The organism is Capnocytophaga genosp. AHN8471, from assembly GCF_016806945.1.
Taxonomy (GTDB): domain Bacteria; phylum Bacteroidota; class Bacteroidia; order Flavobacteriales; family Flavobacteriaceae; genus Capnocytophaga; species Capnocytophaga periodontitidis.
Genome location: NZ_JAESPJ010000001.1, coordinates 13,325 through 31,990 on the forward strand (window position 1 = coordinate 13,325; position 18,666 = coordinate 31,990).

Consider the following 18,666-nt stretch of genomic DNA (forward strand, 5'->3'; position numbering starts at 1 on the left):
GATAGAGGATAGGGGTTGTTCAAAAAAATAATTAATAATCAAGCTAATCAACTTTGCTAAAATCTGAAACTTTGGCAAAGTGTAGTAATAGAGATAAATAAAAAAGAATAAATCAAACGAGCTATTTAACGGCTTGTTGTACTACGACTATGAAAAATATTTGTGATACTTGTGCTCTTAATCCTTCAGCTTCCTTAAAACCTTTAGGCGAGGAGGCGGGCGCTTACCACTATACTATCGCCCTTGCGGGGAATCCTAACACGGGCAAGAGTACCGTTTTCAACGCGCTCACAGGGTTGCGTCAGCATACGGGCAACTGGCCTGGCAAAACCGTTACCCGCGCTGAGGGGAGTTTTTCCTTTCACGACCAGCGTTACCGCATTATCGACCTGCCAGGTACATATTCGCTGCTCTCTACCTCAGAAGACGAGGAAGTAGCGCGCGATTTTATCCTCTTTGGCAAACCCGATGTAACTGTGATAGTAGTAGATGCAAGTCGATTAGAGCGCAACCTCAGCTTGGCATTGCAAATACTTGAAATCACTGATAAAGCTGTGCTTTGCCTCAACCTGATGGACGAAGCACGCCGCCATCATATCACGATAGATACCCGTACACTCTCTCGCGATTTGGGTATTCCTGTGGTGGCGACTTCAGCACGTACTAAAGAAGGGATTGCCGATTTGCTTTTTGCTATTGAAGAAGTGGTAAGCGGTAAATTTCAAACCAAAAAACAGACTTATATAGATCTTCCTAAAGAAAATGCTGAAGCTATTGCTGAACTGCAATCGGCACTTTCTGAACTCAATCCCGAATTGCCAAATACTCGTTGGCTTGCTATGCGACTCATTGAAGGTGATGAGAGCGTGCAAAAAGGGGTTATGGCAGGCACTTTTTCAGCTGAAAATAATCCCGAAAAACAAGCACGAGTGCTGCGTATAGCCGATGAGTATCACAAGATTTTAGGCGATACCTACCGCAATGATTTGGTAGAGGCAATTTACGCTGAAGCTACGAAGCTGATTAACGCTTCGGTGAGTACTGATTTTTCGGCGCGTTCTTTCCGTATCGATCGTGCGATTGATAGGGTAGTTACGCATAAAATTTGGGGTTTTCCTATTATGTTTTTGCTGTTGGCAGGCGTGTTGTGGATTACTATCATCGGAGCTAATTATCCTTCACAATGGCTTTCGGATGTGTTTGTAGGGTGGCTTTATCCGCTTTTGAAAAATGGAGCTAATGCCTTGCACTTTCCTTGGTGGCTCAGCGGTTTCCTCATCGATGGGGTGTATTTAGCCACCACGTGGGTGATTTCGGTGATGTTGCCCCCAATGGCGATATTCTTCCCTTTGTTTACTCTTCTTGAAGATTTTGGTTACTTACCACGTGTGGCTTTCAATCTCGACAAGCTCTTCCGCACCGCGGGCGCTCACGGCAAACAAGCCCTCACAATGAGTATGGGCTTTGGCTGTAATGCTGCAGGGGTAGTAGCGACACGTATTATCAACAGTCCGCGTGAGAAACTGATAGCCATTATCACCAATAACTTCTCGCTTTGCAATGGGCGTTGGCCTACCCAAATACTTATTGCGACCTTGTTCATTGGGGCATTAGTTCCCAAGCAGTGGAGCGGTACAGTTGCGATGCTCGCTGTGATAGGCATAGCAGTGTTGGGCATAGTATTTTCATTCCTCACCTCGTGGCTGTTGAGCAAGACCCTCCTCAAAGGAGAATCATCATTTTTTGTATTGGAATTGCCGCCATATCGTCCGCCGCGTTTTTTTCAAACACTCTACACCTCAGTTATTGATAGAACCCTTATCGTACTTTGGCGTGCTATTGTGTTTGCTGCCCCTGCAGGAGCAGTGATATGGCTGATATGCAACTTGCAAATAGCCCAGCAACCCATTGCGCTTTGGCTTATACAAGGCTTAGACCCTATAGGTGTGTTTATAGGTTTGAACGGAGTGATTTTGCTCGCCTATATCGTTGCTATTCCCGCCAATGAAATTGTAATCCCTACGGTGCTAATGCTCACCACTATGGTATTAGGGCAAACAGCAGTAGGCGAGGGAGCTGGTGTACTTATGGAAGCCTCCACCTCACAAGTGGGCGTATTGCTACACGCTGGTGGATGGACACTCCTCACGGCTGTAAATCTAATGCTTTTCAGCTTGTTACACAACCCTTGTAGTACGACTATCTACACTATTTACAAAGAAACCCACAGCAAGAAATGGACACTTATTGCTACCCTGTTGCCTGTGCTCTATGGGATAGTGGTGTGTTTTCTCGTCGCACGAATTTTTGGTTAAAAAACATTAGAAAGATGAAACAAGTTACCCTATTTTTAGTATTGTTAGCATTCAGTTTAGTAGGGAATGCCCAGCCTTTTCAGATTCAAAAAATGAAAGATTTTAGCAAAATAAGTTTTAAAGATTGGCAACCCGATACTTCTGTATTTTGTGGAGGGTCGAGTACTTATTTGCGAAAAGGAGATGATAAAGTGCAAATACTTATAGACGAACGAATAAAACAGATAATGTTCAGCAGTGTTGTACACCCTTATAGGTATGTGTATCAGTATGATGTCCATAGTAATAAACTTATAAAAAGCACTACATTTTTTTATGATATGCTTGTAGGGAAGACCTATCATTACGGCGCAAATGGGAAGATTATTAAAGAAGAAGATTGGGATGCCCCTTATAAAATATCTATTGATGAGCTAAAAACTATTTGCAAACAGAAATTTCATCTCAATTTGATGGATGTCTCCTTGAAGTTAGACGTTCATAGAGCAAATCATCAAAAACCTGTTTATGTTATTTGTATTCCAGCACCTTATAGAAGAGGACCAGAAGGGAAATACATCACTTTGAGTGCAGATAATGGAACAGTCCTTTTTGAGAAAGAAATTCATTCTAAAGCAGAATTTAAAGCGTGTTTAAATGAAATTTACGGTATTTCAGAAGAATAAAAGGTTAATAGTTAATGAACAATTAGCTCTGCAAAGTGTTACCATCATCGGATTTAAAACATCCACCTCTCTCGCGGACTTCCTTCAAAGAGAGAGATGCGATGTAAAAGCAACAACATTCTGTTAATCAAGGATTATTATTTTTCAACTCTTGACCCATATTGTAATAAAAGATTTATAGCTTCGCAAGTGTTGTAGAACAAAAACATATTTTTAAATAGCAATTATCCAGCCTAATATAAAAAATAATACCCATACAATATGTAACACCCAAACAATGATTGCCCTATCAGCATCTCTTATCTTCTTTTGCCAAAGGTATAATAACAAAGAACAAATCACTACATACACCCCAAACAATATGTAATACACTTGATATTGCCACAAAGGTGGTTTGTATATTTCATAATCCAATCGTTGCATCAGATTTTCTGTATCAAACCAATTTCCAGCCATCCAAGAAAACTGAAATATCGCAAAGATATTGTAAATCCAAAATAAAAATACAATTTTATATAGTTTCATTATTTAGAACTTTTTCTTCATTAGAGCTTACAAAAAAGACATCTCGGCAACATCCTTTTTAGCCCAATATATGCATTTTTTACCATCTATTTAGTTCTCTTACTTAATTGTTCCAATCGGAATTCTTTAAAATTTTTGTAAAAAACAAAATCTTCAGGAAGTAGTTCATCAGCAATATGCCATTCGATAGTATCTCTTTGTCTGAAAATATAGAAACATTCGTAAGGATAATCACGAAAGAATTTGAAATTCAAAAAAGGATATGCTTTAGCATTATTGAGATATGTTTGAGGTATTGATGAAAATAGAGTATCAGCTCTGAAAGGGATATCCACTATGATGGAATCTTTAAGAACTCCCTTGTTGTAAATCTGTTCATAGATTAGAAATCTGCTTTTAGTAACTTCAACTATTTCTAGTTCATCTTTGTCGATATTTATAGGGATCTCAGGTTCTACATAAAAATATTTAATCTTTAAGATTTCATTTTCATTGGATTTTTGTGCTTTCTCTATGGTATTTTTGTCGCTTTTCTGTTCTTTGGTAGAGCAAAAAAAGAGTGAAAAAGCCATTAGTAACAAGTAAAATTTCATCTGTTTAGGAATTTAAAAGGTAATACGCTGACAAAGGTAATGATTTTTTAGTGGAAATCAAAAAGTTTTTTCTAATGAGAAGAGATTATTCAATTAACAATTGACAATTAAGAATTAACAAAGATGGTGTGGAGGGATTGGCAGCTAGGTATGTGAAACACAAATTTTCACGAATTTTCACCTGACGGTGAATTATTAGAATTACTGTACCCATAAAAAAGGGTTTATACAAAATTCCAAAAGTTCTTTGGCACTAACATATTCATTAAATGTTAGGAAAATAACAATCATTATCATAGGAAAATAATAATACCATAGAAATATTACTATAGGAAAAACATAGTAACTATAGCTACTAATATTGCATTTTTTTAATATATACTTGATTATTTTGAAAATAATAAAATGCAAACAAAAAACCCAAATAAGTAAAAAAGATAGTTTTACTAAGTAGTGAATAGAGAATTTATTTATAAATTTTACAATATCAGGTTTAATAGAGAATAGATATGATAAAAATTCAGTGCTGAAAAAGCTATTACTTTCTAAATAAGCAAAGAATATTTTTAGTATTAAAAGAGTGAGTACTATTATGTACAAAAAGTTACTCATTATTTTTTTGGGGGGATAAAACATATATTTCATTATAACAAACTATCTACAATTTCTTTTATTCTATTGGCTGTAAGGATTCCTTTTCCCTTTTTCTCTATTTCTTCTAATTCTTCAATAATCGCTTTAAAAGAGTAAAGTATTTTATTCAGCTTGTTGATGTCGCCAAAAATTTCAATGTAGACATAAGTCTTAGCAATTATTTTTATTTCAAAATCTATCCAATCCTTATCATTGTCTCTGCCCCAAGGTTTGCTTGCTTTTAAAAAATCGCCATAATTACTTATATCAGCGGATAAGAGCCACCCCGGATTGTCTAACATTTTGATAGATACTCCAAGCTCGTGCTCCCAATCTCCATCTATTTGACTCATAGTCCAATTTTGTAACCAATCTACTATATTATCCATAAATAGTTTTACTTTTTTAATTTCTAAAGAGAATGCACTTCTTCAATATCGGCTATAAAACCCTCGAAAATTTCATCATATGTATTATTTTTATCATTATTTTTTGCTGAATAAACGCATTCTTTGATAAAAGGATCTCTTTTAAAACATAAAATAATATACAAAAGCGTTTCAAGTTCTTCGACAGAAGATATATCATTCAGCAATTTTAGATAAACACTTTTGTTAGCTTCCATATAGGTTATAATTGAGGGTAAAAGAGGGGCTTCCCTCCCTACTGAAATAGGAATAAAATACTCAAACGGCTCTATTTCAGTATTATATTTAATTATTATATGCTCGCCTTGCGCATTTTTGTCGTTACCATTGAATATTTCAAAAATAATATTTAGGAGTTCGAGTCTGTTGTTTGTAATGGTTACCAATTCATTAAGAAAAGGTAGTATATAAAAACAGCTTTCGGATATACCTCCTTGTATAACAATATGGTTGTCTAACTTCCAATAAGCGATATTTCTTTTGTGTGGATCATCATCAATAAGGTTGTTCAATATATCAGCTATATTGTAATCTATAAAGCCTAAACAATCCTTTAGCGTTCTCCACTCTACTTCCCTGACAGATTTTAATATAATATCTAATGGTTCATTCATATCAATTGTGTTTTAACGATGTAGAAAAACGGCTACAAAGTCAGCGGGCTGGTGCAGTATAGAGAAAAGCCCACGAATTTTCACGAATTTGGGATTGTATAAAAGTCTTTGTTTTGTATTATCTCACGAATTTTTCACCTGACGGTGAATTAAAAGCCTCGCACTTTAGACGTATATTTAACTATTAAAATCCTCTTTGGGAGGAGCTATAATTTATTCTAATCTTTGTGTTTTATAATAAATAGTATTATTCCTCTACTTTGGGATTATCTTTTAACCATTCTTGAATGTTCTTTGCTTCATTGAGTAAAAGGGCTCTATCTACATCAGAATTGTCGTTAGGAATACACTCAACGTTGATATAAACTTGCTCTCTCGGCTGATTGATTGAGAAAACACCTTCCTGATCCAATTTTTGCATCGCTTGTACCATTGCCGAGATTCTTAGTTCAAACTCTCGCTCTATTTCATCTTCGTCTTCCATATCAAAAATACTAGGATAAGTATCTAACAAACTTTGAACAGGCTTGAAATATTCTTCACCAAAAGCGTAATAAGGCGAATCGGCAAAGTTCCATTTGTATAACCAAATTTCTTCTTTGGGATGTTTAGGTATCTCTCTTTCTAATGCTTCATAAGACCAAGCTGATAAAATAGGTGCATAGCCCTCGGCAGGAGCAAGTAATACACAATTGTAATAATGTTCCTTGTTCTTAAACAATTCCAAGAATGCTTCTTTAGCACACTTATAGATAAGCTGACTTAATGCTTCTGTTCGCGCTTCTTCTGTCATTTTAATTTGATGCTATTTTTTGAAAATATTGAGGGTTTATTACCTAATTATGGCAAAGTGGTATGCTCTAAAATAGTTATAAACTCGCTGAATGTATCGCATATAAAGTAGGTATTACAATCGCTATTGGAAGCCTCAAAAAAGTGAGAATGGTCATAGAAATAAATCCCTTTGGAGAAATCACCTACGTCTGTGGTTACTAAAAGAAGCATCCCCCCTCCTGGATCTGACCCGATGACAAGACTTTTGCTCGGAAAATCCTCACTGAACTCTTCATAGGTTTCTATACATTCTTTTATATCGTAGAAAAGTTCAAACATAATGTATTCCTCTATATCCTTTACATAGAAATAGGCTTCATCAATGGTAGCACCGTCATTTTGGGCTAAAAAATTAAAATAATCATCGGGCAAGGTAAAGCCTAAAAGCTCCTGAAAAGCAAGGGCTTTTGCTTCACTACCTTTGTTAATTGCTTTTATTTTCATACTTGTAAAATATTTGTTTTATGAATTGGTAAATGAACCTTAACAGCATATTTAATTCATTTCCTAAACCATTTTTCAAATCGACCGACCATAAATTCCTTTAAAACTAAATCCTTTGGCAAATGGGATATATAATCAATATCATTATAAGGATATGGCAAAACAAAGCAAAAGCCATAATCCTGATTGACGAATAAAGAATCAAACATTATTACTTGTTTATCTGTTTTACTAATAACTTCTTGTACTGTAATGCCTAAATAAAGAATATCTTTGTACTTGCCATAATAGGTGTTAGTGCAAGAAATATTGAGAATCTCTCCTTTTTCAGAGGTATTGATTTTTATATTCTTGTCGATAATATAGCGATGTATTTCATTGCTTTTGCCTTTGCTGAATATAACTCTATCCACTTCTACTTCTTGCAAATACAAATGGGGAAGGTATGAGTTTATATTCTTGCCTATATGAAATCCTGCAACAGATGTTCCTGATTTTATTTCATCATTGTAATTCATATTTTTAATATTTCATTCTTTCTAACCTATGATTTAAAATAAAGTATCAAATTCATTTACAACGCTATGAAATTGCGACATAATTCTTTTAATTTTATTAAAAACTGTTTAGTGTAATAGAGCTACAAGCTGTTAGGATAATAACTATAAACCTTTTTATCCTCTATAAAATCCTTTTTCTTCTAATATTTCTCTCTCACAATAGTCTATAGAAATAAATGTTGTAATGACATTAAAAGTTAAATCATATAACATAGGAGGAAATTTACATTCATAAATTACTTCTCCATTAAATTTGCGATAATATAATTCGTTATCTTTGTAGGTTGGGCATTCTATAAGACTATTATAGGACAATAAAAAGTCAAACAAATAATAAAGATCTGAAATAAAACTATCAAAGGTTGATGGCTTTTTTCTTGTTGAATAATAAACTTCTTGTTTTATGGAACACCAATCAAAGTTAAAATGAAATGGCAAAAATACCATTTTATTAAATCCCTGCAAATTAGAATTTAGATATATTGCTTTATAATTAGCTAAATTACTTCTTAACACCCAATCTTCTAATAATAAGGTGTTTTTCTGTAATATAGAAAGATAAGGAGTGTTGAAATCACTATCTATTTGCAATAATTCATCTCTTATTTTCTCATAAAAATAATTCCATTTTTTCATAATGTACTATAGGGGGGAGGGTAAAAACTCTTCTTTTTTATTCATATTGTTATAAGCTGTAGGAAAATCTTCTATCAAATAAATCTCAGGTTTATAGAATGAACTCAAAACAATATCTTTTGTCTCTTCCGTGAATAATAAACCTTGTTCGTAAGCTATCCTATCGTAATAGAACACGCCTTTTCTCTGATCTTTTATAGTTATATTCGGGTATAGATATTCGAAACGATTACCCGCCATACGTTTTTTCCCTTCTTCTTCTACGATAAAAGAGGAATTATCCACCTCTAAAAGGAAAAGAACAAAGTAGGACTTATCCGAGCAAGATACTCCTTTCGAGTGTTGCACCAAACAAGGAGATACTACATAACGATTTTCCCCCCAATACGCTGATAAAAAAGATAAAAACTCTTCTGAGACAACCATTATTCTATTTCTATAGAAAACCCAGTCAAACCTAACATTTCCTTTGTTTTTATAGGTAAGAAGCATCTGAGAAGGGATATTTTTCATATATTTCCAATCAGAATTAGTAGGATTTTCTAAATCCGATAACTCAGCATTGTAAAAGAACTGGGGTACCCCTGCCCTCCAGCGTGTTGTAGTCATAAACCATATAAATAATTTTTCTTTCATAGTTTGTTATAAATAAGTTGTTAATTGTTATAATATCCCCTCCTCTACTTGTTCTAAGATATAACTCCACCAAGTATTTTGATCCAAACAAGGAGTATCTATTTTTAAAAAATGTCTTTTTATAGTTTTTAGCTTTTCCGAGCGTAATGTATCGCTGTACTCTTCCTGAAAATCAAAGTTTTTAGTAAAAAATAGCAAGCAATCTATAAGTTGGTTTAAGGACGAATTTATAAAAAGAGTACTCTCTGATAGGGAATAAACAGAATGGTTGTTATGGTTAACCCCTATTTTATCCTCGTAATCAACTCCTATAATATAAAAATCACCTTCTGTATAAATGGGAAGTTTAAAAGAAAGTCCTATAAAGCTAAAGTCTAAAAAGTTTTTTATTATTTTCTCTATTTCTAATATATCCATTTTTATTTAGATAAATTGGTGTTTGTTGAATATTCCTTATTTCTAAAAATATTCCTATCTTCTAAAGAAAAAAGAGGGGGTGTTTGCTTCAAACAGATAGGATATATTCCATAAATTAACTACCCCTCTACTTTGGGATTTTAACGAGTAAAAGGATTTTTGCCACTGATAATTACATTATCTTCGCTTGTTAAACAAATCATAGCATCTAAATTTACATCTGTTATATAAACATCTAAACTACTGGGTAATTAGGGAGTCTTTTAGTAGTTTATCATCTATTTTCATAATGAATAATCAGAGTATTCTTTAGATTTTGTTGTTTTCTTCCCAAAACTCTACTAGCTTTTCATACAAACAATGGATTAAAAGCATTTCATCTTCTTTAGTTAAAGTCTTTGTGAAATCTTTTTTAAAAAGGTAATATTTAATTTGTTGAGAAAAGGCAAAGTTAGTAGGTAATTTGTATTTAGAAGCTAACCACTCGCTAAACCCCTCTAACAATATATTATCTTTAGCTAAATCATAGCCAATAATAAGAGATACATAGTTACTATAAGTACTATCGGGTACAAACATACCGATGCAGTCCTTTATATGTCTAAACAATTCTATTTCTTTCATATAACACACTATCTACAATTTTTAAAAAGAATATCGGCTATAAAACGCCTACAAAATCAGCGAGCTGGTAGGCTGGTATGTAAAATAGGGATTTTCACTTAACAGTGAATTATTAGAATTATTGTACCCATAAAAAAGGGTTTATACAAAATTCTAAAACTTCTCTAGCACTAACATACTCATTAAATGTTAGAAAAATAATCATCATTAACATAGGAAAATAATAGTGCCATACAAATACTACTATGGGAATAATATAGTAACTAAAGTTGCTAATATGGCACTTTTCAAATATATACTTCATTGCTTTAAAAACAATAAAATGCAAACACGAAACCCAAATAAGTAAAAAACACAGTTTGATCAAGTATTTAATAGAAAAATTGCTTGTGAACTCTACAATATCAGGTTTGATAGAGAATAGGTATGATAAAAATTTAGTGCTGAGAAAGTTATCACTTTCTAAATAAGCAAAAAATATTTTTATTACTAAAAGAGTGAGTACTATTATATACAAAAAGTCACTCATTATTTTTTTAGGGGGATAAAACATATATTTCATTATAACACACTATCTACAATTTCTTTCATCTTCAAACCAATCTACTATATTATCCATAAATAGTTTTACTTTTTTAATTTCTAAAGAGAATGCACTTCGTCAATATCGGCTATAAAACCTTCAAAAATTTCATTATATATACTATTTTTTTCATTATTTTTTGCTGAATAAAAGCATTCTTTGATAAAAGGATCTCTTTTAAAACATAAAATAATATACAAAAGCGTTTCAAGTTCTTCGACAGAAGATATATCATTCAGCAATTTTAGATAAACACTTTTGTTAGCTTCCATATAGGTTATAATTGAGGGTAAAAGAGGGGCTTCCCTCCCTACTGAAATAGGAATAAAATGCTCAAACGGTTCTATTTCAGTATTATATTTAATTATTATATGCTCACCTTGCGCATTTCTGTCGTTACCATTGAATATTTCAAAAATAATATTTAGGAGTTCAAGTCTGTTGTTTGTAATGGTTACCAATTCATTAAGAAAAGGCAGTATATAAAAACAGCTTTCGGATAGACCTCCTTGTATAACAATATGGTTGTCTAACTTCCAATAAGCGATATTTCTTTTGTGTGGATCATCATCAATAAGGTTGTTCAATATATCAGTTATATTGTAATCTATAAAGCCTAAACGATCCTTTAGTGTTCTCCACGCTACCTTTCTGACAGATTTTAATATAATATCTAATGGTTCATTCATATCAATTGTGTTTTAACGATGTAGAAAAACGTGTACAAAGTCGGTGAGCTGGCGCTGCATAGAGAAAAGCTCCCACGAATTTTTCACCTGACGGTGAAGTAAAAGTCTCCCACTGATTACGCGGATTACACGGATTGCGACACGGATAAATTTCTTTTATCGCACGGATTGGCAGCTGGCGCTGCCGGATTACACGGATTGTGGGGTAAAATGGGTGAAAAGCCCCCACGAATTTCACGAATTTTCACGAATTTGGGATTGTATAAAAGTCTTTGTTTTGTATTATCTCACGAATTTTTCACCTGAGGTGAATTAAAAGCCTCGCACAAAATCAGCTAGTTGGCGCAGTTGGGTATGTGAAACGCGAATCTGTACTTTTAATGATTGATGGTTAATAATTTTAAAAATGTTGCTCTTGGGATTTCTTCGGCGCCTAAACTTTCTAAATATTCACTGTGAATTTGGCAATCTACTAGGGCGATATGAGGGTGGGCTTGCAGGAAGGTGATAAAACCGTACTGTGAGGCATTGGGCTGCTTGCTAAACATACTTTCTCCACAGAAAATTTTGCCGATTTGAAGTCCGTATAAGCCGCCTACAAGGGTTTCGTCTTGCCATACCTCTACCGAATGTGCAATACCTTGCTGATGGAGGGTTGTATAGGCTTCTATGAGTTCGGGGTGAATCCAAGTGCCGTGTTGGTCTTTGCGGGGCACTGTAGCGCATTGCCGCATCACTTCGGTAAAACAACGGTTGTAGGTAACGCGATAAGATGCTTTGCGGAGGAGTTTGCGCATATTTTTGCCAATATGCAGTTTTTCGGGGAAAAGCACAAAGCGAGGGTCGGGACACCACCATAGTACAGGTTCCCCCTCATTATACCAAGGAAAAATGCCTTGAGAATAGGCTTCTATGAGTCGGGTAGGGGAGAGAGAACCTCCAAAAGCCACAATTCCTTCCTCCGAAGCGGTATCGGGGGAAGGAAAAGGCGTTTCATCGTTTATTAAGTATATCATTCTTAGAATGGTAGATCGTCTTCGGGTTCAGCAGGAGCCACGGGAGCATTTTGTACTGGAGGAGTGCCAAAAGCCTGCTGTGGAGTAGGCTGAAATTGCTGTTGAGGCGCTTGAGGTGGGTATTGAGGAGGTACTTGTTGTTGGTACTGAGGGGCTGCTTGCTGATATTGAGGAGGCGCCTGTTGGTATTGTGGTTGTGCATATCCTTGTGGAGGGTAAGCAGGTTGCCCATAGCCTTGTGGATAAGTTTGCCCTTGCGGAGGATAGTTTTGTGCCATTTCGGCATTTTCGATACGCCATCCTTGTAAGTTTACAATGTATTTGGTCTCTCCTTGAGGGTTTACCCACTCACGACCGCGAATATTGAAACTGATGCGCACTATTTGTCCTTCTTGAAAGTTATCGAGTAGCGCACATTTTTCCTGTACAAAGTCAAATGGGATGTACTGAGGGTATTGTTCCTCGGTCATAATTATAACATCGCGGCGTTGGAAGCCATTTTGCCCTACGGTTTGTGTAGGTGTAATTTTGATGATTCGTCCTTGGATATCCATATTGGTATTTTTATTTATTGGTTATTCGTAAATAATGATTTGTAAGGGCAAAGGTAGTACAAATTTAGATATTAGCAAATAGTTTTGTAAAAAAATGTAAGTGAATCTAACTCATAATCAACTATTGTTTATTACCTGCTTACTATAGCTGTAAGAAATAATACATATTTTATACGCTCTTTATCACTATTCTAAATAATATTTATACCTTTGCACCAAATTTCAAACTAATTCATTTTACAAATACATTTTTGTATGAGAAATTATATCCAACATTCAGTAAAAGTGATGATAGCTGTAGCGTTCATCGCTTTGGGCAGTGCTTGCAAGAAAAGCGATAGCCCAGAACCTCCCAAACCAGAAAAAGACAAAGTAGCTATTGAAAACCCTGCTTTGGTAACTGCCTTAAAAGAACAAGGCTTTACTTTTGAAGGCAATACCCTTGTAGTAAACGACAAAGTGCGCACCACTACTTCACTTAACCTCAGTGGCAAACAGCTTACCGATGTAAAAGGCTTAGAGGCTTTCCCAGCCCTTAGTGAGGTAAACCTCAGCAACAACAAGTTTGCACAAACATTCGATTTTGGTACATTGCCTGCAACGGTAAAGAGTGTAAACCTCAGTGGTAATGAGCTGTACGACTTTAAAAACCTCGCCACTACCGACTATAGCGACAATGCCCAAGAGCCATATAAACTCATTCGCAGTTTTGATAAGCTGGTATTGCCTGCAACCGCTAAATACAATATGGACGTATTGCCGGCCTACGTAAAACTTGCTCCTAAGAGTGATGTACAAATACTCAACGCACAAGGTACTACTGAGAAATATACTACCTTGCGCGAGGTACCTGACCCTGTGTTGTTGCAATATTTGAAAGCTAATTTTGCAAGTGTGTTTAGTGGTGATAAGATAGACCTTTCAAAAAGATTAAGCTCTGAAGAGGCTGTTAATGCGCTTATGATTTCACAAGCTTCACAAAATAATCCTAATATAATTGATACTTCTAAGATAAATAATCTTGAAGGAATTGAATATATTATCAGTAATCCATTGCTTAAAGCTACTATTTATATAGAACTAAGTGCAACTAAAAAACAAACTATTCCATATTTAAAATTAGGACAAAAGGTGGGTGGCTTTGGTATTGTTTGGGTAGATACTCCTAATATAGATTTATCAAAAGCTGAGAATTTAATTGCTATTCAAATAATGAATAATGCAAGCATAAAAAAAATAGATTTATCTGCATCAAAAGCAATAATGCAAAAAGGAGTTGCTAATCACAATAATTTTTCAGGAACTGCTATTCGTTTTGCAAACTGTTCACAATTAGAAGAAGTGATCTTTCCTGATGTAAGCAAAGCCCCCGCTCCTATTTCTGCTTATAGTATTTCTTTTTTAAATCTACCCGCTTTAAAATCTATTATAGATTTAAGTAAACTACAAGTGGTACAATATATATATTTAGGCGGTATCTCTGCTAAAGTTATTTATCCTACTCAGAAATTTTTATACTACCTATCTCGTGGAGAAAAAGACAACACGAATGGCACGCTATTTTTTACTCCTACTAAAGAGATTTTTGATCGCCCAGAAACCAAAAAATTTGTTGAAACATATATCCCTGATAAAAAAATAGGTGTTGCGAGATTTAATGACGCTCCTTCTCTAAGAGTGTTTGATTATCTTCCTTTATATGATGACGAGGAGGAATAATAAATAGATGAGTATAAAGATTTTATATAACCATAAATATTTTAACTATGAGAAATTATATCCAACATTCAGTAAAAGTGATGATAGCTGTAGCGTTCATCGCTTTAGGCAGTGCTTGCAAGAAAAGCGATAGCCCAGAACCTCCAAAACCAGAAAATGGCAAAGTAGCTATTGAAAACGCTGCTTTGGTAACTGCCTTAAAAGAACAAGGCTTTACTTTTGAAGGTAATACTCTTGTGGTAAACGACAAGGTGCGCACCACTACTTCACTTAACCTCAGTGGCAAACAGCTTACCGATGTAAAAGGCTTGGAGGCGTTCTCTGCACTTAGTGAGGTAAACCTCAGCAACAATAACTTTGCACAAACATTCGATTTTGGTACATTGCCTGCTACGGTAAAGAGTGTAAACCTCAGTGGTAATGAGCTGTACGACTTTAAAAACCTCGCCACTACCGACTATAGCGACACTGCCCAAGAGCCTTATAAACTCATTCGCAGTTTTGATAAGCTGGTATTGCCTACAACCGCTAAATACAATATGGACGTATTGCCGGCCTACGTAAAACTTGCGCCTAAGAGTGATGTACAGATGCTCAACGCACAAGGTACAGCTGAGAAATATACTACCTTGCGCGAGGTGCCTGATGCTGTGTTGTTGCAATATTTGAAAGCTAACTTTGCAAGTGTGTTTAGTGGTGATAAGATTGATATTAGCAAGAGTATAAAAGTAGATGAAAGAGCCAATGCTGTAAAAATATTAAAAGGTGAAGAAGGTTATAATGAGCCTGAATTTGCTAACCTTAAAAACTTAGAAGGCATTATTTTTATTACAAATAATCCTTTATTTCGCGGAGATGTAGAAATACGAACCTTACCTGATGAAAATTTTGTAGTCGATAATTTAAAGATATCACCCAAAACAGGAAGTGTTGTCCTCTATGGGGTTAGTACACCTAACCTAAACTTAACCAGAGCAGAAGATCTTTTTGCTTTTTGGGCTGTTCATAATAAAGGTATTACTAATGTCAATTTATCAGCCTCTAAAAAAATTATGCAACGAGGAGAAACAAGTCATTTGGGTTTTGTAGGTGATTTTATTATAATTGCAGATTGCCCTAATTTAAAAACTTTTACCTTGCCTGATGTTTCTAAAAGTACCGTTTCTCCTATTTCAATATTTGCAATCTCTCTTTTAGAATTACCTAAGCTTACTTCTACTATTGATTTAAGTAAAATACAAGTTTTTTCTTCTCTTCAATTAGCTAAAATACCAGCAACTACTAAAATTATATATCCTGCTGATATTAAATATTTTACAATAGGAGGAAATAAAGAAAAAGAAGGTCAGTTTGGAAAATTAATTTTAACTATTACAAAAGATATATACGACAAAGAGGAAACAAAAGCTTTTATCCAAAAATATCTTCCTAATAATAGAATTACAACTTCATACAATTTTGTAGATAATTTATTAGAGGATTCAGAAATTTATGACTATACTGACACCAATAATGAAAGTGGCCGACCTTCCATCCACAACCGAAGTTTTTTAAATAAAACTAACAATAAAGCACTAACTCTTAACGAAATCGTAAAACTTAGATTCGGAAACTCTAAGCATAAAAAGTAATTATCTAAATTTAATAACTATGTCAAATTTATTTAAATCGATAGCTTTTGTAGCTATCTTAGGAATGGCATTAGTAGGATGCCAAAAAGAAGAGGCGAACATTGCTGATCATCCAGCTAATGAAGGGAACTCACAAAACGCTAATGAGACGACAGTTGTTAGCGAACATCCCTCTGTTAATTCTAACTTCACTGTAGATAGTGTAGTGGGAAATTACAAAGGTGAAATTAACCAAGTAAAGATGAACGGAGAAAATAAGGACTCTGTTTCTGATAGAACGGTAAATATCACCAAAAACGGCAATAACAAGTTTAACCTAAGTGTTGATGCTTTTAAAGTAGGAAGAATGCCTGCTAAACTAACTATCAACGTTAAGGGTATCACATTAAATAGTGACGGTACTTTTTCAGGAAGCTTTTCTAATGGAGTAAACTTACTGTTGACTGATTACCCTGCCAATATTAGAGGTAAATTCTTTAAGAAAGATAATGCGACAAAAGTAGAATTTACTTTGGAAAGTAGCGGAACCTATCTTTTATTTGTAAATTTTGATGCTTCTGTACATTTTGATACTTACTAAAAAGTAGTAACTTTAAGGGGCTGTCCTAAAAGTTTTTCTTGAGGGGGCGTTTGCAGCACATACCCAGCTATCGCTGGCTTTCCTACATAATACACTCTAAAAGTGATTGATTATCAGTATTATGAACTTTGTCAAAGTCCCAAAACTTTGACAAAGTTTATGATGCATGGAGAAAAAGACAACACGAATGGCACACTATTTTTTACTCCTACTGAAGAGATTTTTAATAGACCAGAAACCAAAAAATTTGTTGAAACATATATCCCTGATAAAAAAATAGGTGTTGCGAGATTTAATGACGCTCCTTCTCTAAGAGTGTTTGATTATCTTCCTTTATATGATGACGAGGAGGAATAATAAATAGATGAGTATAAAGATTTTATATAACCATAAATATTTTAACTATGAGAAATTATATCCAACATTCAGTAAAAGTGATGATAGCTATAGCGCTCATCGCTTTGGGCAGTGCTTGCAAGAAAAGCGATAGCCCAGAACCTCCCAAACCAGAAAATGGCAAAGTAACTATTGAAAACGCTGCTTTGGTAACTGCCTTAAAAGAACAAGGCTTCACTTTTGAAGGCAATACTCTTGTAGTAAACGACAAGGTGCGCACCACTACTTCACTCAACCTCAGTGGCAAACAGCTCACCGATGTAAAAGGCTTAGAAGCTTTCCCTGCACTTAGTGAGGTAAACCTCAGCAACAACAAGTTTGCACAAACGTTCGATTTTGGTACATTGCCTGCAACGGTAAAGAGCGTAAACCTAAGCGGTAATGAGCTGTACGACTTTAAAAACCTCGCTACTACCGACTATAGCGACAATGCCCAAGAGCCTTATAAACTCATTCGCAGTTTTGATAAGCTGGTATTGTCTACAACCGCTAAATACAATATGGACGTATTGCCTGCCTACGTAAAACTTGTGCCTAAGAGTGATGTACAGATGCTTAACGCACAGGGTACAGCTGAGAAATATACTACCTTGCGAGAGGTGCCTGACCCTGTGTTGTTGCGTTATATCAAACAAAACTTTCCAAGCGTAATAACTAATGACAAAATAGATATTAGCAAAAACTTAAAAATAGAAGAAACACAAACTGATATAGTTATTGACCAAGCAGTTCAAAGAGACCCCAACGTAGTAGATACTTCAAAAATAAACAACATTGAAGGTATTGAGTATATATTTAATAACCCGCGCCTCAGTGGAGGTGTTTTTTTAACAATGACAGCAAGCAAAACCATTACTTTCCCTTATGTAAAGATAGGAAAGAATGTAAGTATATTTGTTATAGAATGGATAAATACTCCAAAAATAGACTTTTCAAATGTTGAAAAATTAAGGGCTATAAAAGTTAGTAACAATTCTTCTATACAAAAAATAGATCTTTCATCTTCTAAAACATTTATGCAATTAGGAGCTAAAGGTTATGATTCAAATGGAGAGCTAACAGCCTTACGTATAGATAACTGTCCATTATTAGAAGAAATAATCTTCCCTAACTTAAATAATGCTCCCGCTCCTATTTCAGCAAGTACTGTTCGTCTTCTAAATCTTCCTAATTTGAAATCTGACATTAATTTTAGCAAACTACAAGTAATAGAAGGAATAGCCTTTGGAGGTCTTCCTAAAGCTAAAATTATTTATCCCAGCAATGGACTTACATATTTTATTGATGGAGGTGTAAGAGATGATGAAAATGGAATTTTGGTGTTTGAAATTACGAAAGAAATTTATAATAGACCCGAAACACAAGCGTTTATAAAACTTATTCCAAAAGATAAATTAGATGATGGAGGAAATAAGCACTTTGAAGAAGCTCCTAATCTAACTAGGTTCCCTTATCTTCAAGAATTAGAAGGTAATAATGAAACGGGTAGAAAATATCTAAGGAGAGATAATTCAAAGAAAATAGATATTTTTGAACATTTATTGAAAAAAGCAAAAAAAAGATAAAAAAGTTTG

At 34.5% G+C, this 18,666-nt stretch carries 21 protein-coding genes; 7 read left to right on the forward strand and 14 right to left on the reverse strand.

The genetic code is table 11. The features are described from left to right. Positions 1–149: 149 nt before the first annotated feature. Together feoB and JMN12_RS00085 are read left to right on the forward strand one after the other, a co-directional pair. Positions 150–2,315 carry a ferrous iron transport protein B gene (gene feoB, locus JMN12_RS00080; RefSeq protein ID WP_203083556.1) on the forward strand — a complete coding sequence of 722 codons (2,166 nt, stop codon included), beginning with the start codon at positions 150–152 and terminating at the stop codon, positions 2,313–2,315. Positions 2,316–2,329: 14 nt separating this feature from the next. After that, on the forward strand, positions 2,330–2,980 hold the full coding sequence (locus tag JMN12_RS00085) for a hypothetical protein (RefSeq protein ID WP_203083555.1): 651 nt from the start codon (positions 2,330–2,332) through the stop codon (positions 2,978–2,980). A 213-nt stretch (positions 2,981–3,193) separates the two neighbouring features. On the opposite strand, the gene JMN12_RS00090 is transcribed toward JMN12_RS00085, so the two are convergent. From JMN12_RS00090 to JMN12_RS00155, 14 genes are all read right to left on the reverse strand, one after another. Further along, complete coding sequence (locus tag JMN12_RS00090; protein WP_203083554.1) at positions 3,194–3,505, reverse strand: hypothetical protein; 312 nt, start codon at positions 3,503–3,505, stop codon at positions 3,194–3,196. Between the two features lie 86 nt (positions 3,506–3,591). Continuing rightward, the gene (locus JMN12_RS00095; RefSeq protein ID WP_203083553.1) at positions 3,592–4,098 is read right to left on the reverse strand and encodes a hypothetical protein; all 507 of its coding nucleotides are present in this window, start codon (positions 4,096–4,098) and stop codon (positions 3,592–3,594) included. Between the two features lie 644 nt (positions 4,099–4,742). Beyond that, positions 4,743–5,120, reverse strand: coding sequence for an Imm53 family immunity protein (locus JMN12_RS00100; protein WP_203135983.1), 378 nt, complete (start codon positions 5,118–5,120; stop codon positions 4,743–4,745). Between the two features lie 23 nt (positions 5,121–5,143). Beyond that, positions 5,144–5,773 (reverse strand): hypothetical protein, encoded by a 630-nt coding sequence (locus JMN12_RS00105; RefSeq protein WP_203135985.1) that lies wholly within the window; start codon positions 5,771–5,773, stop codon positions 5,144–5,146. A 247-nt stretch (positions 5,774–6,020) separates the two neighbouring features. After that, positions 6,021–6,566: a DUF4303 domain-containing protein gene (locus JMN12_RS00110; RefSeq protein ID WP_203135987.1), complete on the reverse strand. Its 546-nt coding sequence runs from the start codon at positions 6,564–6,566 to the stop codon at positions 6,021–6,023. Between the two features lie 47 nt (positions 6,567–6,613). Beyond that, positions 6,614–7,051 (reverse strand): SMI1/KNR4 family protein, encoded by a 438-nt coding sequence (locus tag JMN12_RS00115; RefSeq protein ID WP_203135995.1) that lies wholly within the window; start codon positions 7,049–7,051, stop codon positions 6,614–6,616. 56 nt (positions 7,052–7,107) lie between these two features. After that, entirely contained in the window at positions 7,108–7,569 is a 462-nt protein-coding gene (locus JMN12_RS00120) for a hypothetical protein (RefSeq protein WP_203135998.1), read from the reverse strand. A gap of 156 nt (positions 7,570–7,725) precedes the next feature. Beyond that, complete coding sequence (locus JMN12_RS00125) at positions 7,726–8,247, reverse strand: hypothetical protein (RefSeq protein WP_203136000.1); 522 nt, start codon at positions 8,245–8,247, stop codon at positions 7,726–7,728. A gap of 6 nt (positions 8,248–8,253) precedes the next feature. Next, a complete protein-coding gene (locus JMN12_RS00130) occupies positions 8,254–8,883 on the reverse strand; it encodes an Imm43 family immunity protein (protein WP_203136002.1) in 630 nt (209 codons plus the stop codon). 27 nt (positions 8,884–8,910) lie between these two features. Then, positions 8,911–9,300, reverse strand: a complete 390-nt coding sequence (locus tag JMN12_RS00135) for an SUKH-4 family immunity protein (protein WP_203136005.1) — start codon at positions 9,298–9,300, stop codon at positions 8,911–8,913. A 309-nt stretch (positions 9,301–9,609) separates the two neighbouring features. Further along, a complete protein-coding gene (locus JMN12_RS00140; RefSeq protein WP_203136014.1) occupies positions 9,610–9,924 on the reverse strand; it encodes a hypothetical protein in 315 nt (104 codons plus the stop codon). A gap of 642 nt (positions 9,925–10,566) precedes the next feature. Then, positions 10,567–11,196, reverse strand: a complete 630-nt coding sequence (locus JMN12_RS00145) for a hypothetical protein (protein WP_203136016.1) — start codon at positions 11,194–11,196, stop codon at positions 10,567–10,569. A 377-nt stretch (positions 11,197–11,573) separates the two neighbouring features. After that, positions 11,574–12,212, reverse strand: a complete 639-nt coding sequence (gene aat / locus JMN12_RS00150) for a leucyl/phenylalanyl-tRNA--protein transferase (protein WP_203136018.1) — start codon at positions 12,210–12,212, stop codon at positions 11,574–11,576. Positions 12,213–12,214: 2 nt separating this feature from the next. Beyond that, positions 12,215–12,766: a DUF3127 domain-containing protein gene (locus JMN12_RS00155; protein ID WP_203136020.1), complete on the reverse strand. Its 552-nt coding sequence runs from the start codon at positions 12,764–12,766 to the stop codon at positions 12,215–12,217. Between the two features lie 255 nt (positions 12,767–13,021). Here JMN12_RS00155 and JMN12_RS00160 point away from each other — a divergent pair, with 255 nt between their 5' ends. From JMN12_RS00160 to JMN12_RS00180, 5 genes are all read left to right on the forward strand, one after another. Further along, a complete protein-coding gene (locus tag JMN12_RS00160) occupies positions 13,022–14,485 on the forward strand; it encodes a leucine-rich repeat domain-containing protein (protein ID WP_203136022.1) in 1,464 nt (487 codons plus the stop codon). A gap of 47 nt (positions 14,486–14,532) precedes the next feature. Further along, a complete protein-coding gene (locus JMN12_RS00165) occupies positions 14,533–16,116 on the forward strand; it encodes a leucine-rich repeat domain-containing protein (RefSeq protein ID WP_203136024.1) in 1,584 nt (527 codons plus the stop codon). Positions 16,117–16,135: 19 nt separating this feature from the next. Continuing rightward, positions 16,136–16,696, forward strand: coding sequence for a calycin-like domain-containing protein (locus JMN12_RS00170; RefSeq protein ID WP_009413987.1), 561 nt, complete (start codon positions 16,136–16,138; stop codon positions 16,694–16,696). A gap of 159 nt (positions 16,697–16,855) precedes the next feature. Further along, positions 16,856–17,053: a hypothetical protein gene (locus tag JMN12_RS00175; protein ID WP_203136027.1), complete on the forward strand. Its 198-nt coding sequence runs from the start codon at positions 16,856–16,858 to the stop codon at positions 17,051–17,053. A 47-nt stretch (positions 17,054–17,100) separates the two neighbouring features. Beyond that, positions 17,101–18,657 carry a leucine-rich repeat domain-containing protein gene (locus JMN12_RS00180; protein ID WP_203136029.1) on the forward strand — a complete coding sequence of 519 codons (1,557 nt, stop codon included), beginning with the start codon at positions 17,101–17,103 and terminating at the stop codon, positions 18,655–18,657. Positions 18,658–18,666 lie beyond the last annotated feature (9 nt).

What these genes read in the sequence shown, in the direction of transcription:
- JMN12_RS00125 (WP_203136000.1), bottom strand. Translation starts at nt 8,247, where the DNA reads ATGAAAAAATGGAATTATTTTTATGAGAAAATAAGAGATGAATTATTG.
- JMN12_RS00165 (WP_203136024.1), top strand. Translation starts at nt 14,533, where the DNA reads ATGAGAAATTATATCCAACATTCAGTAAAAGTGATGATAGCTGTAGCG.
- JMN12_RS00160 (WP_203136022.1), top strand. Translation starts at nt 13,022, where the DNA reads ATGAGAAATTATATCCAACATTCAGTAAAAGTGATGATAGCTGTAGCG.
- JMN12_RS00135 (WP_203136005.1), bottom strand. Translation starts at nt 9,300, where the DNA reads ATGGATATATTAGAAATAGAGAAAATAATAAAAAACTTTTTAGACTTT.
- JMN12_RS00100 (WP_203135983.1), bottom strand. Translation starts at nt 5,120, where the DNA reads ATGGATAATATAGTAGATTGGTTACAAAATTGGACTATGAGTCAAATA.
- JMN12_RS00095 (WP_203083553.1), bottom strand. Translation starts at nt 4,098, where the DNA reads ATGAAATTTTACTTGTTACTAATGGCTTTTTCACTCTTTTTTTGCTCT.
- JMN12_RS00155 (WP_203136020.1), bottom strand. Translation starts at nt 12,766, where the DNA reads ATGGATATCCAAGGACGAATCATCAAAATTACACCTACACAAACCGTA.
- JMN12_RS00180 (WP_203136029.1), top strand. Translation starts at nt 17,101, where the DNA reads ATGAGAAATTATATCCAACATTCAGTAAAAGTGATGATAGCTATAGCG.
- feoB (WP_203083556.1), top strand. Translation starts at nt 150, where the DNA reads ATGAAAAATATTTGTGATACTTGTGCTCTTAATCCTTCAGCTTCCTTA.
- JMN12_RS00115 (WP_203135995.1), bottom strand. Translation starts at nt 7,051, where the DNA reads ATGAAAATAAAAGCAATTAACAAAGGTAGTGAAGCAAAAGCCCTTGCT.
- JMN12_RS00175 (WP_203136027.1), top strand. Translation starts at nt 16,856, where the DNA reads ATGATGCATGGAGAAAAAGACAACACGAATGGCACACTATTTTTTACT.
- JMN12_RS00105 (WP_203135985.1), bottom strand. Translation starts at nt 5,773, where the DNA reads ATGAATGAACCATTAGATATTATATTAAAATCTGTCAGGGAAGTAGAG.
- JMN12_RS00090 (WP_203083554.1), bottom strand. Translation starts at nt 3,505, where the DNA reads ATGAAACTATATAAAATTGTATTTTTATTTTGGATTTACAATATCTTT.
- JMN12_RS00120 (WP_203135998.1), bottom strand. Translation starts at nt 7,569, where the DNA reads ATGAATTACAATGATGAAATAAAATCAGGAACATCTGTTGCAGGATTT.
- aat (WP_203136018.1), bottom strand. Translation starts at nt 12,212, where the DNA reads ATGATATACTTAATAAACGATGAAACGCCTTTTCCTTCCCCCGATACC.
- JMN12_RS00140 (WP_203136014.1), bottom strand. Translation starts at nt 9,924, where the DNA reads ATGAAAGAAATAGAATTGTTTAGACATATAAAGGACTGCATCGGTATG.
- JMN12_RS00130 (WP_203136002.1), bottom strand. Translation starts at nt 8,883, where the DNA reads ATGAAAGAAAAATTATTTATATGGTTTATGACTACAACACGCTGGAGG.
- JMN12_RS00085 (WP_203083555.1), top strand. Translation starts at nt 2,330, where the DNA reads ATGAAACAAGTTACCCTATTTTTAGTATTGTTAGCATTCAGTTTAGTA.
- JMN12_RS00145 (WP_203136016.1), bottom strand. Translation starts at nt 11,196, where the DNA reads ATGAATGAACCATTAGATATTATATTAAAATCTGTCAGAAAGGTAGCG.
- JMN12_RS00110 (WP_203135987.1), bottom strand. Translation starts at nt 6,566, where the DNA reads ATGACAGAAGAAGCGCGAACAGAAGCATTAAGTCAGCTTATCTATAAG.
- JMN12_RS00170 (WP_009413987.1), top strand. Translation starts at nt 16,136, where the DNA reads ATGTCAAATTTATTTAAATCGATAGCTTTTGTAGCTATCTTAGGAATG.